At 53.3% G+C, this 15,804-nt stretch carries 15 protein-coding genes; 7 read left to right on the forward strand and 8 right to left on the reverse strand.

What is annotated here, in order from left to right; translation table 11 throughout:
- The first annotated feature begins 120 nt into the window (after positions 1-120).
- A complete protein-coding gene (locus R6H26_RS03190) occupies positions 121-3,843 on the forward strand; it encodes an EAL domain-containing protein (RefSeq protein WP_404788254.1) in 3,723 nt (1,240 codons plus the stop codon).
- Here the strand turns inward: R6H26_RS03190 and lpxB are convergent.
- The 7 genes from lpxB to R6H26_RS03225 form a co-directional block, all read right to left on the reverse strand.
- Entirely contained in the window at positions 3,788-4,990 is a 1,203-nt protein-coding gene (lpxB, locus tag R6H26_RS03195; RefSeq protein WP_404788256.1) for a lipid-A-disaccharide synthase, read from the reverse strand. The genes R6H26_RS03190 and lpxB overlap by 56 nt on opposite strands.
- Positions 4,987-5,817, reverse strand: a complete 831-nt coding sequence (gene lpxA, locus R6H26_RS03200) for an acyl-ACP--UDP-N-acetylglucosamine O-acyltransferase (RefSeq protein WP_404788258.1) — start codon at positions 5,815-5,817, stop codon at positions 4,987-4,989. Before lpxA ends, lpxB begins: the two co-directional genes overlap by 4 nt.
- 37 nt (positions 5,818-5,854) lie before the next feature.
- Positions 5,855-6,355 carry a 3-hydroxyacyl-ACP dehydratase FabZ gene (gene fabZ / locus R6H26_RS03205; RefSeq protein ID WP_404788260.1) on the reverse strand — a complete coding sequence of 167 codons (501 nt, stop codon included), beginning with the start codon at positions 6,353-6,355 and terminating at the stop codon, positions 5,855-5,857.
- Positions 6,356-6,422: 67 nt separating this feature from the next.
- On the reverse strand, positions 6,423-7,283 hold the full coding sequence (gene lpxC / locus R6H26_RS03210) for a UDP-3-O-acyl-N-acetylglucosamine deacetylase (RefSeq protein ID WP_404788261.1): 861 nt from the start codon (positions 7,281-7,283) through the stop codon (positions 6,423-6,425).
- A 6-nt stretch (positions 7,284-7,289) separates the two neighbouring features.
- A complete protein-coding gene (locus R6H26_RS03215; RefSeq protein ID WP_404788263.1) occupies positions 7,290-9,713 on the reverse strand; it encodes a BamA/TamA family outer membrane protein in 2,424 nt (807 codons plus the stop codon).
- A gap of 71 nt (positions 9,714-9,784) precedes the next feature.
- A complete protein-coding gene (gene purC, locus R6H26_RS03220) occupies positions 9,785-10,513 on the reverse strand; it encodes a phosphoribosylaminoimidazolesuccinocarboxamide synthase (protein WP_404788264.1) in 729 nt (242 codons plus the stop codon).
- A gap of 388 nt (positions 10,514-10,901) precedes the next feature.
- Entirely contained in the window at positions 10,902-12,053 is a 1,152-nt protein-coding gene (locus R6H26_RS03225) for a transposase (RefSeq protein WP_404783408.1), read from the reverse strand.
- A gap of 179 nt (positions 12,054-12,232) precedes the next feature.
- Here R6H26_RS03225 and trmD point away from each other — a divergent pair, with 179 nt between their 5' ends.
- Together trmD and R6H26_RS03235 are read left to right on the forward strand one after the other, a co-directional pair.
- Complete coding sequence (gene trmD / locus R6H26_RS03230) at positions 12,233-12,967, forward strand: tRNA (guanosine(37)-N1)-methyltransferase TrmD (protein ID WP_404788266.1); 735 nt, start codon at positions 12,233-12,235, stop codon at positions 12,965-12,967.
- A 77-nt stretch (positions 12,968-13,044) separates the two neighbouring features.
- A complete protein-coding gene (locus R6H26_RS03235) occupies positions 13,045-13,584 on the forward strand; it encodes a L,D-transpeptidase family protein (protein ID WP_404788267.1) in 540 nt (179 codons plus the stop codon).
- Position 13,585: 1 nt separating this feature from the next.
- Here the strand turns inward: R6H26_RS03235 and R6H26_RS03240 are convergent, their stop codons facing one another.
- On the reverse strand, positions 13,586-14,188 hold the full coding sequence (locus R6H26_RS03240; protein WP_404791190.1) for a Maf family protein: 603 nt from the start codon (positions 14,186-14,188) through the stop codon (positions 13,586-13,588).
- A gap of 151 nt (positions 14,189-14,339) precedes the next feature.
- On the opposite strand from R6H26_RS03240, the gene R6H26_RS03245 reads away from it, so the two are divergent.
- The 4 genes from R6H26_RS03245 to rpsU all read left to right on the forward strand — a co-directional run bounded on the left by R6H26_RS03245 (position 14,340) and on the right by rpsU (position 15,693).
- Positions 14,340-14,603: a TMEM165/GDT1 family protein gene (locus R6H26_RS03245; protein WP_404788268.1), complete on the forward strand. Its 264-nt coding sequence runs from the start codon at positions 14,340-14,342 to the stop codon at positions 14,601-14,603.
- A 15-nt stretch (positions 14,604-14,618) separates the two neighbouring features.
- Positions 14,619-14,900, forward strand: a complete 282-nt coding sequence (locus tag R6H26_RS03250) for a TMEM165/GDT1 family protein (RefSeq protein WP_404788269.1) — start codon at positions 14,619-14,621, stop codon at positions 14,898-14,900.
- 193 nt (positions 14,901-15,093) lie between these two features.
- Positions 15,094-15,396, forward strand: a complete 303-nt coding sequence (locus R6H26_RS03255; RefSeq protein ID WP_404788271.1) for an RNA recognition motif domain-containing protein — start codon at positions 15,094-15,096, stop codon at positions 15,394-15,396.
- 114 nt (positions 15,397-15,510) lie between these two features.
- Positions 15,511-15,693 carry a 30S ribosomal protein S21 gene (rpsU, locus tag R6H26_RS03260; RefSeq protein ID WP_404788273.1) on the forward strand — a complete coding sequence of 61 codons (183 nt, stop codon included), beginning with the start codon at positions 15,511-15,513 and terminating at the stop codon, positions 15,691-15,693.
- The last annotated feature ends 111 nt before the right edge of the window (positions 15,694-15,804 follow it).

Here is a 15,804-nt window from a genome sequence, read left to right on the forward strand (position 1 = left end):
AGCGATGGGCATAATAGTTTCTTAAGCGTGTCCTACCAAAGGATAACCCCCAATAATTACAAGCTTGAGGTTTGAAACGATGGTTGTTGAGTCGCAGCAGAGAACATTTCTCAAAGTCCAATGATTGCAAACTTGACAAAGACACTGCAAAACGCCTTAAAGGCACTTCCCTCCTCAGCGCTCGATCCAGAGGCAGAAGCGCATTTAGATCGACATTGGGCGCTTGGAAGCCGAGTGTTGTTGGCATTTCAGAAATTGGCCGAACGGCAGGGCAACGTTCTATCGTCCGCTCAACAGCTTGAGGTAACGCTTGCCATTGTCGCTGAGACCTTTGGCTTTCCGCTGGCTTTTATAGAGCAGTATGATTCGGACGTAGAGAGCTTGAAGATAGTAGCAGTTTATGGGATAGTGCTGCCCTCTACCCACGAACCCGTTCTGATGTCGCAGCAACAGACGTTGTCGGGAACGGTTATTACAACTCACACCCCTGCAATCTGGTCGGAAAACTCAGACCCTATCCCCATCCCTCAGCTTAAAGGAGTCGAACTTTCGTCGAATCGCTTTCGCACCGTCATAAGCCTGCCATTACTGCATTCCCAGTCCGCGATCGGCGTTTTGACCCTCGCTCATCCAGACTATCGGCCCGTTGAAAAATATGTGATTCATTGGCTCAGCAGTTTAGCGGCTTCTGCGGCCTCAATTTTAGCGTACATCCAAATTGCCCAAAGCCAGCGTCAAGTGCAGGAGCGTTTAGACTTAGCCGCGCTGGGGCTGCGCGGTATTATTTACGACCTCGATCTAGAACATCGGCAAATGCTGCGCACCCAGGGTGTTGTCAGTTTATTAGGATATGACGAAACAGAAATCGCAAACTCGTTAGCTTGGTGGCTGAATCGGGTGCACCCTGAAGACCAGCAAAGGTTGCGAAATTTCTTGGAGCGCGAAGCCCAAAGTCATCGGGAATTTGCCCTCACCTATCGAGTGCGTCGCAAAAACGATCGATATTTGACGGTATGCGATCGCGGTATTGTGCTGCGCAATGCTTCTGGCCGGCCCATTCGCCTCGTGGGGACCATTGCCGAACAAACCTACCTCTTAGACCCGCTCGACTCCGATCGCCCCGATCTCCATCCGGTCGCAGCGCCGGATAACTCGGAACCCGCAGAGCAGCCTCTGGTCTTCGCTGGAAGCCCGCAGCAACAGCCATCAACCTTCCCCTCGACTGCTTCCCGCGTTCTACCCTCTCAGCCCTCAGTGCTCGATCGGCTCCAAGATGTTGTATTTCAAACAGATACCGAAGGATGCTGGACCTTTTTGAACCGAGCTTGGGCTGACCTCACAGGTTTTTCGGTCGAAGAAACCCTGGGCAAAAGCTGGCGAGAATTTATTCATCCAGAAGATGAGACCGCCCAGCAGCAAGCATTTCGTTCGATATTGAGCCAGTCTGCTGCGGTTCAGACCCATCCCCACCTGCGATACATTACCAAAGCAGGCAGTACCCGTTGGGTTGAAGCCCATTGCCAACCCCTGCTCGACGCGGAGGGACTGGTTGCAGGCACCACCGGGACGCTATACGACATCACCGATCGCAAATCCGTTGAGGCCCAACTGCTCCACGATGCCATGCACGATAGTTTGACGGGGCTTCCCAATCGCGTCCTGTTCACCGATCGGCTCCAGCATGCCTATCAAGGCTATCAGCGCCATCCCGATGTGGGCTTTGCAGTTTTATTTTTAGACTTAGATCGGTTCAAAGTTGTCAACGACAGCCTGGGTCACATTCTAGGAGACGAGCTTCTAAAGTCCGTGGCCAACCGCCTTTATGATTGTCTGCGGCCGGGGGATACTGTCGCGCGCTTTGGCGGAGACGAATTTACCGTACTGCTGCCCAACTTGGTCGAAATTAGGGATGCCATTCAGGTGAGCGATCGCATCCTCAGCCAGCTCAGCCAGCCCTTCAAGCTGTCGGGTCACGCCCACGAAATTTATACATCCGCCAGCATTGGCATTGCTCTGAGCGCCGGGCCGGAACAACAGCCCGACGAACTGCTCCGCAATGCAGATATTGCCCTCTATCGCGCTAAGGCCAATGGTAAAGGTCGCTACGAGCTGTTTGCACCCACCATGCATGCCGATGCCTTAGAGCAGCTCGAACTGGAAACCGACCTCCGTCGCGCCATCGAGCAGCAGGAGCTGATCCTGCACTACGAGCCCATTTACGCGCTACCCGATCGCAGACTGGCTGGATTCGAGGCATTGCTGCGTTGGAATCATCCCAGCCGGGGACTCCTGAACCTCTCGGATTTTTTACCCTTAGCCGAAGAAACCGGGTTGGTCGCATCCATTGGTTGGTGGACGTTAAAGTCAGCCTGCGAGCAACTGCAGTCTTGGCGACAGGTTTATCCCGCTGCCGTTCAGACTTTTATGTGCGTCAGTCTATTTACTCAGCAAGTAGAAGCCGAAGATTTTGGGAGGCGTATGGAGCAAACGCTCTCCACCTTGGGCCTGCCCGCTCATTGCCTCATGCTAGCGGTCAGCGAACGCGTATTTTCCGAAGATTTCGCGAACGTGACCGCTAAGCTTCAGCTTTTGCACCGTCAGGGGATGTATCTGTGCCTGGATGCATTCGGCCATCTGTTCTCCTCCTTTGGAGATTTGAGCCATCTGCCCGTCAGCCATCTGAGAATTCATCGTTCTTTGATCGGTCAGATGCAAACTGGAAATAATTTAGATGCAGTTTCTTCTATCCTTGACTTGGGGCGTCGCTTAAGTCTGAGAGTCATCGCCGAAGGCATCGAAAACGAACTCCAAATTGCGCAACTTCAAGCATTGAGGTGCGATTATGGACAAGGTCTTTTTCTATCTCCAGTTTCTTCTCCAGAAAATCTCCATCATTTACTCGAGCAACCCTTGGCAGTTAGCGCGTCTAGCATGAATCTCCATTCTGCTTCTCCACCTATCCTAATCGTGCACAATGCTTTGCAAGATACCCACATCACCTTGGCGAACGGTAAGTCATGGAGTATTGGTCGCAGTCCGGACAGTACAGTTGTATTGGCGGATCGGTGGGTATCGCGCAGTCACGCGGAAATACAGCTATTGGACAACGGCAATTACTACCTGGTCGACCTGGGGAGCGGCAACGGTTCTTTTGTAAACGGCCAGCGCGTGACCATGCCCGTTCACCTCAACGATAGCGATTTGCTGACGATAGGGCGCACCGAAATCGAGTTTCAGACATTGGCGATCGAAATGCCGACTCAGCAGCAGGAACCTCTTCCCGTGCCGCAGCTAGCGACTGTGCCTGTCCCGCCCGATCCGGCGCGAAAAACTGTATTGATGATGCAGTCGTCTCAGCATCAGAGCAACATTTGGCGCGCAGCGCTTAAGTCCCAGGATCTTTTACTCAAGAGTGTCAGTCCCGAGACGGACTTACAGCAGGTGATCGAGCAACGAGCTCAGGCTGGGGAGTCGCTGCCCGATTTGCTGCTGCTCGATATGACCACCTTGCGCCCCAATCCCTACAGTTTTTGTCGCTGGTGCCATCGCGAGTACCCACAGCTCAAAATTGTGCTCACGAGCGGCACGCGCACGGAAGTTCCCCCTTCGGAGCGCCAGTGGGCCATTCACCAAGGGGCTTTGGATTTGCTGGCCGCCTTTCCCGAAGACAACCTTTTTTCTAAGCTGGTCGATATTGCTGCCAAAGTGCGATCGTTACTCAATGCCCTTGACGCGCATCCAGTTTCGCAGCAGTCTCTAGCTAGCGCGCTGATGTCTATCCAAGCGGTTATGAATCCTCAAGATACGGTGCTGGGGTTGGACGAGTTTTTGCCAGGCGGTTGAGGATAGCGGTGGCAGCTCTCTGAATTGCGCCAGGGGGGCCAAGTTGGGTTCTGAGCTGCTGGTACTGCTGCAACATTTGCATCCGCGCTAGAGAAGGCTGTAGCAGCTCTAGGGCTAACCGTGTGATCGCTTGAGGGGTTACGGCTTCTTGCAACAGCTCTGGCACGACGGTGGCATTTTGGACGAGATTGACAGGGGAAATGTAAGGCACCTGAAACCGCAGGAGTTTGCGGTAGAGCCAGCCGTTAAAGGGATGAATGCGGTAAACTGCAATTTGGGGCACGTTCAGCAGTGCGGCTTCGAGATTGGCAGTACCGGATTTACCAATACTTAAATCTGCGGCGGCAAGGACCAGATGGGGGTCCTCAGTCAAGCTAGCTTTCAGCTCAAATCGATCGACGACAGCTTGAATCGATTCGCGAAAGTGAGGTAGGGCAACTGGGATCCAAAAGCGGACCTCGGGAACTCGCGCCTGAATTTGCTGGGCAGCTTCGGCCAAGACAGGTAGAATGTATCGCAGTTCCTGGGAGCGCGAGGCAGGCAGGAGGGCGATCGCCTTTTGCTGCGGGGGAATTCCCAGCCGATCGCGGGCTCGATCGCGGGTGGGCAATTGCGTCAAAGTATCGACAAAAGGATGTCCGATCCAGGTTGCAGAAGCTCCATGGTCCGCATAATATTGCGCCTCTTGGGAAAAGATTGCCAAAATCTCGTCGGTGGAGTTTGCAATTTGCCGGGTCGTCCCTTTCCCAAAGGCCCATACCCATTCTTGGGGGGCAATGTAGTAAACGATAGGGCAACCGCAATGCCGCTTCAGATATCGGGCTAAGGGTACGTTAAACCCCGGATAGTCGATCAGAACTGTCAGGTCTGGAGGGCGTCCGATGAGATGCTGCTTCAACTGCTGCTGAATGGTTAAAGCGGATTTTATGAAGGGCAAAGACTCGATCGAGCCGATCGCGCTCAAACGGGTGGTATCGGCCAACAGCGTTACCCCGCTCTGCTGCATGCGCGGACCGCCGAGCGCATCGATCTCTAGATGCCAATCTCGTTCCGAAGCAGCGGCATGAAGCGCCCGAACGAGAAGGCTCCCCTGAAGATCGCCAGAGACCTCCCCGGTCGCAATCAAAAGGCGAAATCGATCGGTCATCTATCCGCTGCGCTCGATCGCCCGTGCTGTCCGCGCCCCGAAATGACACCCCGCCGACCGGACTGTTGGGCTTCCTGCAAAAATAAACTGAGATGGCGGACGGGATCTTCGGAAGCTTCTTGCATGAGGTGTTCCAGCGCCTTAGCAAAGGGTATTGCGGAGTGGTATAGCAGTGCGTAAGCTTTTTTAAGCTCCTTGAACGCCAAACTTTCCGGGGCGATGCCATTGCGCTTTAGCCCCACAGTATTGAGTCCCCTGATCCGAGCTGGATTGCCTTCAACGAGTAAATAGGGCGGCACATCCCGATTAATGCGGCTCATTCCCCCAATCATGGCCAGGCGACCGATGCGCGAGAACTGGTGTACGCCTGTCATCCCGCCAATCACGGCCTTGGACCCAACCTGGACGTACCCCCCTAGCCCTACCGCATTGGCAATGGTGACCTCATCCTCGATCTGGCAGTTGTGGGCGATGTGGGCGTAAGCCATCAAGAAGTTATCGTTGCCGATGCGGGTGACCGCATCGACTTGGGTGGGGCGATGAACGGTCACGAACTCGCGGATCTGGTTGCGATCGCCAATCTCGACCCAAGATTGCGCTCCAGCGTAAGATACATCCTGAGGCGGCAATCCAATCGTCGCACCGGGAAAAATCCGATTGTCTTCCCCGATACGGACTGCCCCATCAATGACAACGTGAGCGCCCACGCGAGTTCGCGCTCCAATCGAGACGCTGGCGTCAATCACCGCATAGGGACCCACCTCAATATCTTCAGCCAACTGCGCCTTGGGGTGAATCACAGCAGTCGGGTGGATGCGGCTTATCATAATAGGCGGCTAACATTGCAACCTGCGTCGGCCAAGGCTAATCTACCAAGGAGAACATGAGTTCGCCCTCAGAAACCAACTGCCCGTTCACCTCGGCCTTGGCCTGCATCTTGCCAAAGCGACGCTGCTTAATGCAAATGAGCTCGACCGTCATCACCAACTGATCGCCCGGCACGACAGGACGGCGAAATCGGACCTTATCGATACCTGCAAATAGAGACAATTTGTCCTTGAGATCCGCCATTTGCAGCAGAACGATACCCCCCACTTGAGCCATCGCTTCAACAATTAAAACCCCTGGCATAATGGGTCTCCCCGGAAAATGCCCTTGAAAGAACGGCTCGTTGACGGTCACGTTTTTGATGCCGACAGCCTTTTCCCCTGGAAGATTTTCGATAATGCGATCTACCAATAGGAACGGATAACGATGGGGCAAGAGCGCTTGAATTTGCTCAATCGTTAGGGTATTCGATACCTCAGATCCACCCATTACCGTATGAGCTGGCGCTGAAGATGAGGGAGAAGTTAACGTTGGCATAATCAATGTGAAGGTAGGCGGGCATCAAAAGATGAAATAAGGCAGTAACGAAAAAAACAATCTCAAATTACTGCAACTGCACGAGACGTCGAACGAACTGAGTATGGAGCGCGTGACTGGCTTTGTAGGCCAAAATGTGAGCCTTAGGCAAGGTTCCCATCAGACTTAAATCTCCCACTAAATCCAGGAGCTTATGGCGAACCGGCTCGTCGGGATAGCGTAAAGGAGGGTTGAGCCATCCCTCAGTACCGCATACTAAAGCATTCTCTAGACTACCACCTTTGATTAATCCCCTAGCACGTAATTTATCAACCTCTTCTGCAAAGCCAAAGGTTCGCGCTGGGGCAATTTCAGTCGCAAACTCGGCTCCGCGTACGCTGCACCACTGTCGCCCAATTGCAGGATGGGGAAAATCAATGCCGTAGGTCAGTCGAGTTTCCTCGGCGGGCACTGCCATCACAAACGCATCGCCCTTCTGAACCGCGATGGGACATCCTACTATCGGGCTATTTCGTAGTTCGGCTTGGCTGGTCCATCCAGTCGCGAAAATCGCCTGCACCCATTCTCGGGCCGAACCATCTAGCAGCGGAATTTCCGGTCCGCAGACCTCAATGCGGACGTTGTCTATTCCCAAACCAGCCAAGGCCGCCAAGAGATGTTCGACGGTTCTGACGGTTGCTCCCTGAGCGATTAATTCAGTTGAAAGAACCGTTTGATGCAAGGCATCGATGCACGCTGGAATGACGATCGGTCCAGAGGAAAGGTCGGTTCTGACAAAGTAGCGACCTGCATCGATGGGAGCAGGGTGCAGGGTCACTTCTACCGTCTGTCCCGTATGCAGCCCGATGCCGCTCAGGCAGATCGGCGCGTTGAGGGTGTGCTGATGGGACAATAACAGGGCTGTCGCAAGGTCGGGATTGGCTGCCATTGCGTCCTAAAAGCGTTCGCCAAAGCCAAATTGGAAGCGACTGCCGCCGTCAATCGTCCAGCCGTAATCGAGCCGAACTGGACCGATCGGCGTTTTTACGCGCAGGCCAACGCCGTAGCCCAACCCATCCCCCGGCTTCCCGCGTACGATACCGGGCTGACCGGGCACGTCGCTTTGGGTGCCGAGGTTGGTTCCATAATCGACGAACAAAACGCCGCCAATTCCACCTAAAAATTTCAGCAGGGGGAATCGATATTCAGCCGTCGCTTGGAGGAAACTGCGCCCGCTACCCACTTCGCCTTCATCGTAGCCCCGCACAGAGGAGCCGCCCCCTAAGGTGAAGGCTTCGTAGGGCGGTAAGTCTCCTAGGATAGTGCCACCCTGAACGTTGAAGGCCAAAGCCTGAGGGCCTTTGGTGAATTTAACCAGGTTGACGGGGATGAAATAGCTATAGCTCGCTCGCAGCCGCGTTAAGGTAATGCTGCCCAGTCCCACAGGAATAGACTGATCGAGACCGACCCGAAGCACGGAACCTTTGGTAGGGGTTAATGGGTCGTTGCGAAGATCGCGAGAGAGGCCGAGCTGCACTAGGAGAAGATCGTCTTGCCCTTTTCCGCTAAAGCTCAGGTTGTTGCCGAGTACGTCAAATCTGGAAATGTCAAAATCCTCGTCGCGGATTGAAATTCTTTGATACTGAATCCCGGCGGAAGCGGTCCAAGCCCTTGCAACTTTATCGGGGTCTTTGGTGAGGGGACGCGCAAACGTGACGCCGCCACCCAGGCGATTGACCCGAGGGGTAATGTCAGTATCTCCAAACACTTGCTGCTGTCCGTTGGGTGCAACGATCGGGTTGGCAAAAGGCCCCAGATTACCCGTATCGCCGAGATTGATGTCGGTCGAACCGCCATCGAATACGAGCGGACGGGTGAGACGATTAAAGAGGTTGACCGTGTAAGAGGTGCGGTAGGGATCGGTGGCGATCCACGGGTCCGTAAAACTCGCATCGAAGAGAAATTCGCGGGTTCCCACCTGAATCTGCGTGTTGAGCTTCTGGTTGTTGCCGCCCAGGTTATTTTGGGTATAGGATGCCGTTCCAAACAGACCGCTGTTGGAGCTGAACCCTGCCCCTGCGGAGAAGTTGCCAGTTTTGCGCTCTTGTACGTTGAGGTTGACGACTACTTTTGTCGGATCTTGCCCTGGTTCTAGGGCGACCTGGACGTCTTCGAAGAGTCCGAGTCCGAAGACGCGGCGCAGGTCTGCCTGTAGTTTGTCTCGGTTGAGGGGTTCTCCCGGCTTGGTCCTCAGTTCGCGGGTGACGATGTAAGCTTTGGTTCTGCCTTTGGCTGGCTCTCCGTCTTTGTTTTTGTAGCGGACATCAATTCCTTCAATGACGCCCTCAGCAACTTGGAGGGTCACCACTCCATCCGCACCGATCTGAGGCGCTCCAGCCACTTGGCCCAGGACGTATCCTTTGTCTTGATAAAACTGGTTGATGGCTTTGATGCCCGTTTGCAACTCTCTCAGATTGAGAATTTTGCCGTACTGAGGTTGAAAGATCTCGTCGATTTTCTCTTGAGTGAGAATTTGGTTCCCCGCAGGCTGCACGGATTTTAAGACGGGGTTGGACTGAACGATAAAGGTTACTCTGACGCCTAAGGGCGTATCGGATGGCTCCGCTCGCACGGCGCTGAAATATCCCGTCGCAAAAATGGCGTTGATGTCTACCTGAAGCTGCGATCGCGTTGTCGCCTGTCCCGGTCGCGTAGAAATGGCTTCGTAGACCCGATCGGCCAGTTCGCCCTCAACCCCTTCTACTAAAACCTCGGAAACAAGGACTTGGCGCTCGGGAGGCTGAACTTCTTCTGTAGAAGGTGGGGCATCTGTTGGAGGGGCTGGTGGTGCTGGTACTGAAGGATCGGTAGGGGCAGGCTCGCCCGTTGGCGGGGCTGGCGGAGGGCTGGTTGGCGCTGGAGCAGTGGCGTCGGGTGGGGCGGGGAGAGGATTGGTTGGCGCGGGGACCGTTTCGCCAGTCGACGGTGTGGGAGGAGGACTGGTTTGTTCGCCAGGTAAGGTCGGTAACGCTTTTTCCTCTGGAGGACTAGAAGGCGTTGCATCGGGCTTGGGAAGGGGGAAAACTTGGGTGGGTTGCGTTGCCGGATCGGTGGGTGATTGGGCGATTTTTAAGATCGTTTGCTGCGGTTGCGGTTGTCGATCGGGCTTGTGAGATTGAGGCAAGACTGCTGAAACAGTGTCGCGCCCGACTTTAGGTAGGACCACCGCATCCGAGTCTGAGAGCGTTTGAGCGGCTAGGGGAGCTGCTGCGCCCGTGAAGACAGACAGCGTTAAAGCCATCCGAAATAGAAGTAAGGAGTAGGATGTCATAAATTGATTGATTTCTTGCGCCACTTCACACACCACGGACAACAGCATCGGTCGAATCTAGCGTCGATCTCGTCTTGCTAGACTCAAGGAGGGATTGTAACGTACCGTTTACCATCTCGCTAGACGACCTGTGACAGTACGCGTTCCATCACTTGGGCGTAGGCTTGCTCTACATTCCCCAAATCTTGACGAAATCGATCTTTATCCAGCACGCGCCGATCGGGGTCTGCGACAGACCGATCCCAAAGGCGGCAGGTATCGGGACTGATTTCATCTGCTAGCAAAATTTGCCCGTTAGAGTCCAAGCCAAACTCCAGCTTAAAGTCCACTAGGGTCATATCGCAGTTTTGGAAGAAATCAGTCAGAATTTGGTTGATGCGAAGCGCGCTTTCGCGCAATCGATCGATTTGCGCCGCTGTTGCCAGTTTTAGAAGCGCAATTCGATCGGGGGTGACCAACGGGTCGCCGAGAGCATCGTTTTTGTAGTAGAAGTCGACGAGGGGAAATGGCAAGACGGTACCTAATGCGAGTCCTGTTTGTTGACAGAGGCTACCCGCTGCAATGTTCCTGACGACGACTTCAAGCGGCACGATCGCGACGGCTTTGACCCGCATTTCGTTGGCACTGAGAAGATCGATAAAGTGGGTAGATATGCCGCTCGCCTCTAGTTTCTTGAATAAATGAGCGGAGATCTGGCAGTTCATCGCACCTTTGCCAGTAATGATGCCTTTTTTCTGGGCGTTAAAGGCGGTAGCATCGTCTTTGAAGTAGGATCGCAAAATGTCGGGACGATCTGTAGGGTAAATAATTTTTGCTTTTCCTTCGTAAAGGGGGGTGACGTCAGACATAGGCACGCTTCAAACTTTTTGGAGGGGGGTTGCTGGCTTTTGAGATAAAGGGATGAAAATTGGATTGGGGCTATTTCTGAAATCAAAACTGCTCGCGATCGCGCCGATTGACGCGCACCAGTTGGCGTGCAAAGTCTCGTGCCTTGACAACGCGGCAACTTCTGCTCTAGAAACTGCCTAAAATCCACCTGCGGCAAGAATGAGAAGAATCTGATGGCAAAAATTGTCAGCGGATCCGCTTAATTATTCTATAGGTATTGCGACTCATCCCGTTATCTTTTTGGAGTTCGAAGTCGCGGGTTCTAGTTGGCGTTTCAAGATCTCAGTCGCGCGGGAATCAAAGGTGTCGGTCCTTAGTGGTGCAGAAAACTCAAAGGAGCTGAAAGCTTTAGAAGACAGTCACCTTGGCAAACTCAATGCGAGTGTTCATCGCATCTCGCTTCTTGAGAGAGGCATAAGCAGGTGGTGGATTACATCGTGGCAAATATCTCAAGGGTGGCAGCGGTAATCTTTGATAGCACAACTGATTAATCCGTCTTAGCCCGATTTGCAGAAAACTCAATCCCCTGTGAGCATGCCAATCAATGGACTTTAGTGCGCCTTGAGCGATCGTTTCAATGGCAACGCAAATGGCAATAATGGTCGCAGCCGCCAGTAACATCAGCAGTCGGCTTAAAGCATGGGCATCTCTGAGTTTAGAACGAGGCAGTTCAAAGGCGGCAGACTTGTAATCCTTGAAATGGGGTTCAATGCCACCAAAACGTTGACCATATAGCGCGAAGGTTTGCACAGAAGGCGATTTATCTGTAATCACAGCCCAAGCCTCCTGGGCGATGGATAATCGAGCGGTCGCCAAATGACAGTGGATATCTTCAAGAATCGTGACATCAGAAAATAGAAAAGCTTGTTCAGGCTCTGGCAGCAGGTCAGCAACCGACTCGGTTTGAGCATTAGACAACGTGACCCTCAAATCGGATTTAGCGCGAATTGCCCAAGACCATTGATGGCTCCGTAGCCAACGAATTAACTCACCATGCTCAAAGCCTCGGTCAGCCAATAGTGTGATTTGACAATCAGCGGGTAAGACCGTCTCAGCCACATCCAGCACTGAGCAATAGTCCGCAAAAGCGACCGTAGCACTGCCATGCTTGAGCACCTTTTGAGCCAAAGGAAAAGAGCGCCCTCCCCAGGTCAGACAGACCTCTATCAGGCAATACTCATCCCACAGCATGCTTGTATCCAGGGTCAATGTCGTCGCCATGCCCGCCCACGCTTGAAGAAATTGAAGCAGTAATGGAACATAGAATGTTTCTGAGGTGATCTTGGGATTATGAACGAAGTAGCTCAGTCGTTCCATGTGAGAGCGGGCTTTACAACGACGATGACTCAAATAAGTCAGCCAATGGCTTAAGCTGCCACTTTGGGCTTGGAGGATTGCAGCGATGTTTTCAGCAAACACAGTAAGGTGACGTTTATCTTTGGGTGTGACCCATTGACTCAGTTGAGTTTGCAGTTGACGATAGAGTTGAGGGGTTGACATAGGATTGCTCTGAGTTTGGGAACTTAAGCATCACATTGAATGCCCCTCTCTGTCACCTTTGACAGATTTGAATATTGCCTGCTGGTAAGGTCTTCATGACTTTTCTGCACCATCAAGGGTGTCGGTCTCTAATTTTCAAGGTTTGTCAGAATCGAATAAACGGTTAGCGAAGGTTTGTTGTGCGGTTTGATATCGTGACGCTGTTTCCTGACTTTTTTGAGTCGCCGCTCCAGTCTGGGTTGATCGGCAAAGCCCTCAGCAAAGGCATTGCAGAGGTGTACTTAACCAATCCGCGAGACTTTGCTGCCGATAAGCACCGCAGAGTAGACGATGAAACCTACGGCGGTGGCGCGGGAATGCTGATGAAGCCCGAGCCCATTTTTGCGGCGATCGAGTCGTTACCGATTCTGCCGAAACGGGAGGTGATTTTCTTGACGCCTCAAGGTCAGCCGATGAACCGAGCCCTGTTTCAAGAGCTGTCCGGTTATCGCGAACAACTGATTTTGCTGTGCGGTCACTACGAGGGCGTAGACGAGCGAGTGGTGGAGCACTTGGTCACGCGGGAAGTTTCGTTGGGGGATTTTGTCCTGACCTGCGGCGAAATTCCGGCGCTGGCATTGCTGAACGGGGTATTGCGTTTGCTCCCCGGTACAGTTGCGAAGGAAGATTCTTTAAAGTACGAAAGCTTTGAGGCAGGCTTGCTCGACTACCCGCAATACACGCGACCTGCAAATTTTCGCGGTTGGGACGTGCCGGAAGTGTTGAGGTCGGGCAATCACGGCGAAATCGAGCGTTGGCGGCAGCAGCAACAGCTTCAGCGTACCCGCGATCGCCGTCCCGATCTGTACGACCGTTGGCTCGCGCTCCAGTCTCCACCTTCAGAGGAGCGCGATCGCGGACCTCAAACGCGCTGAGTTGCGAGCGCGCGACCAATCGATCGATTAAGATAGGTTTGAAAACAGCCTCTTCTCAGGTACAAGCGGGTCTTTCAATGTATCATCAAGTTCTAAAAGGTTTGGGATTTGCCATCGCTGCATCCGTTTTATCGTTCTCTGGCATCGGGCAAGCTTTTGAGTTAGATCCGCCCAATCGGTTGCCAGGACTGTCGAGCGTGAATGCTTACCTGCCGCCTTTGATCGCGCCTTTGCGATTAGAACTCGATCTCTCGGCGCGCAAGGTGACTTTATACCGCGCGGGAGAAGCCTTTAAGAGCTACCCCGTAGCAGTAGGGCGTCCGGGATGGGAAACCCCCACGGGAACCTTTAAGATTGAAACGATGTATCGCAACCCGACGTGGGTGAACCCTTTTACGGGGGAAGTGATTCCTGGCGGCGATCGAGATAACCCCTTAGGGCGTCGTTGGATGGGTTTTCATAAGGACGGCAAAAACTGGGCTGGATTTCACGGAACGAATAGCGTGAGCAGCATCGGTACGGCGGCCTCCCACGGCTGCGTGCGGATGTTTGAAAAAGACATTGAAGAGCTGTTTCAGTTGGTTGCGGTGGGAACGCCGCTAACGGTGAAGCGTTAGCTCAATCGGAATGCCAAAAATCTGTAACGTCGTAACTGAAGTCGGCGAGCATGCGACGCAGTAAGGGCAGGCTCAGCCCGATCACGTTGCTGTGGCACCCTTGAATCTGCTCCACAAACAGGCCGCCTTTGCCATCGAGGGCAAATCCGCCCGCACAGTCGAGCGGTTCGCGGGTGTCGACGTAGGCTTCAATTTGGCGATCGCTCGTTAAGGCAAACTCGACGAGGGTCTTTTGGGTGCGCACTGCATTTCGGTTTTGGTAGAGGTCGAACAGCGCGTGGCCGGTGTATAGTTCCCCCGCGCGCCCGCGCATTTGCCGCCAGCGGGCGATCGCCTCGGCGCGATCGCGGGGTTTACCAAAGATTTCGCCCTCTAGGGTCATGACCGAATCGCAGCCCAAAACCAACGCAGAAGCATGTTGCTGCGCGACCAAACGCGCCTTCTCAAAAGCTAACTGTCGGACGAGATCGACCGGATTGGTCGTTTGAATCGTGGATTCGTCAAACCGACTCGGCTGCACCTCGGCCTGAATTCCGACGGTCTCTAGCAGGCTGCGGCGTGCTGGAGAAGCAGAGGCCAAGATAAAGCGAAAGCGAGATCCCATATCTTTTATCCCGATCGAAAAAGTTTCAAGTACAGGCATAATAATGAAAGAAATATGAAAAATCCACGGAGCATCTGTGCTGGACTTAGATTCCTCAACGATTAAAACACCTGCCCCCAGCATGCCAAAAACTGGGATGTTCCGGGAATTCATGACTGCATTTATCGCGATTTTTTTTGCTGAAATTGGGGATAAAACCCAGCTGGCGACATTATTAATGACCGCCGAGTCTCAATCGCCGTGGGTTGTGTTTGCAGGGGCTGCCGCTGCTTTAATCTCCACCAGTCTCCTCGGCGTCCTCGTCGGTCGATGGTTATCGCGTCGGCTTTCAGAAGAGACGCTTCAGACTGTAACGGGTGCAGGCATGCTGCTGATTGCGGTCTTGCTGCTCTGGGATGTCGTTCACCTCGGTTAAGGAGGCCGCCAAACAATGGACTGGAAACTTTTTGCCGCTAGCTTTGTAATGGTTTTTATTGCGGAATTGGGGGACAAAAGCCAGTTGACTGCCATCACCCTCAGCGGTCAATGTCAGAACCCCAGGGCAGTCTTTTTGGGATCTGCTTGCGCCCTTATTCTTGCTAGCTTTTTAGGCGTATTAATGGGCGAAGGGTTTGCTCGGGTACTCCCCACCCATCTCCTGAAGGCCGCCGCCGCAAGCGGCTTTGCCGCGATGGGATTGGGCCTGCTGTGGAAGCCTCAGCGGATGGGATAGAAAGGCTGAAGCGAAAGGTTGGGTTCGACAGATCGCCGAATACCTCGCCGAACATTGCTTTTTTTCGCGCGAACGAGGTCTTGGCTCGCTATGCTAGGATGGCAAACAAAGGTTATTTTCGGCTGGGTAATTCACTCGATGGGCGTCTCTCCGAATCTAAGCTTTAATTGACTTCTCAGTTTGGAGATACAGCATGTCCGTTTACGTTGGCAATCTATCCTACGATGCCACGCAGGATGATCTGACCCAAGCCTTTGCAGAGTACGGAACGGTCAAAAGCGTTCAGCTTCCCAAGGATCGGGAGACAGGGCGATTTAGAGGTTTTGCCTTTGTGGAGATGGGGACAGATGCAGAAGAGTCCGCTGCGATTGAAGCGCTAGATGGCGCTGAGTGGATGGGCAGAAATTTAAAGGTTAACAAAGCGAAGCCTCGCGAAGAGAAGCGATCCTTTGGCGGCAGTTGGGACAACAATAGTCGCTCGGATCGGCGCTACTAAATGTTGAGCTTCAGTCTCAAAGATTAAGGTCTAGGGGCAGACTTTTGTCTGCCCTTTCTCGTTGATGCCTTGCTATAGTCTGTTTATGAATCGTTTACCGAAAGAGGAGAAGGAATGACGCAGGTAATTCCAGGTGAGAGCGAAGGGATTGAGTCGACACTGCGACGCTTCAAGCGAGAAGTGTCCAAGGCAGGCATTTTCCCTGACATGAAAAAACATCGCCATTTTGAAACGCCCATTGAAAAACGCAAGCGCAAGGCTATCGCAAAGCGCAAACAACGTCGCAGACGCAGCTAGAAATAGCTCGATCTCAGTAGGGTTTAGGGCCTTCCCTACCATAGGCAAAACAATAGGCAAATTCGTTTGACAGCGCCTGTCGTCCGAGAGAGGTCAATTGTCGGTCATAAC

The organism is Altericista sp. CCNU0014 (genome assembly GCF_044923475.1).
Lineage (GTDB): Bacteria > Cyanobacteriota > Cyanobacteriia > Thermosynechococcales > Thermosynechococcaceae > JAAURS01.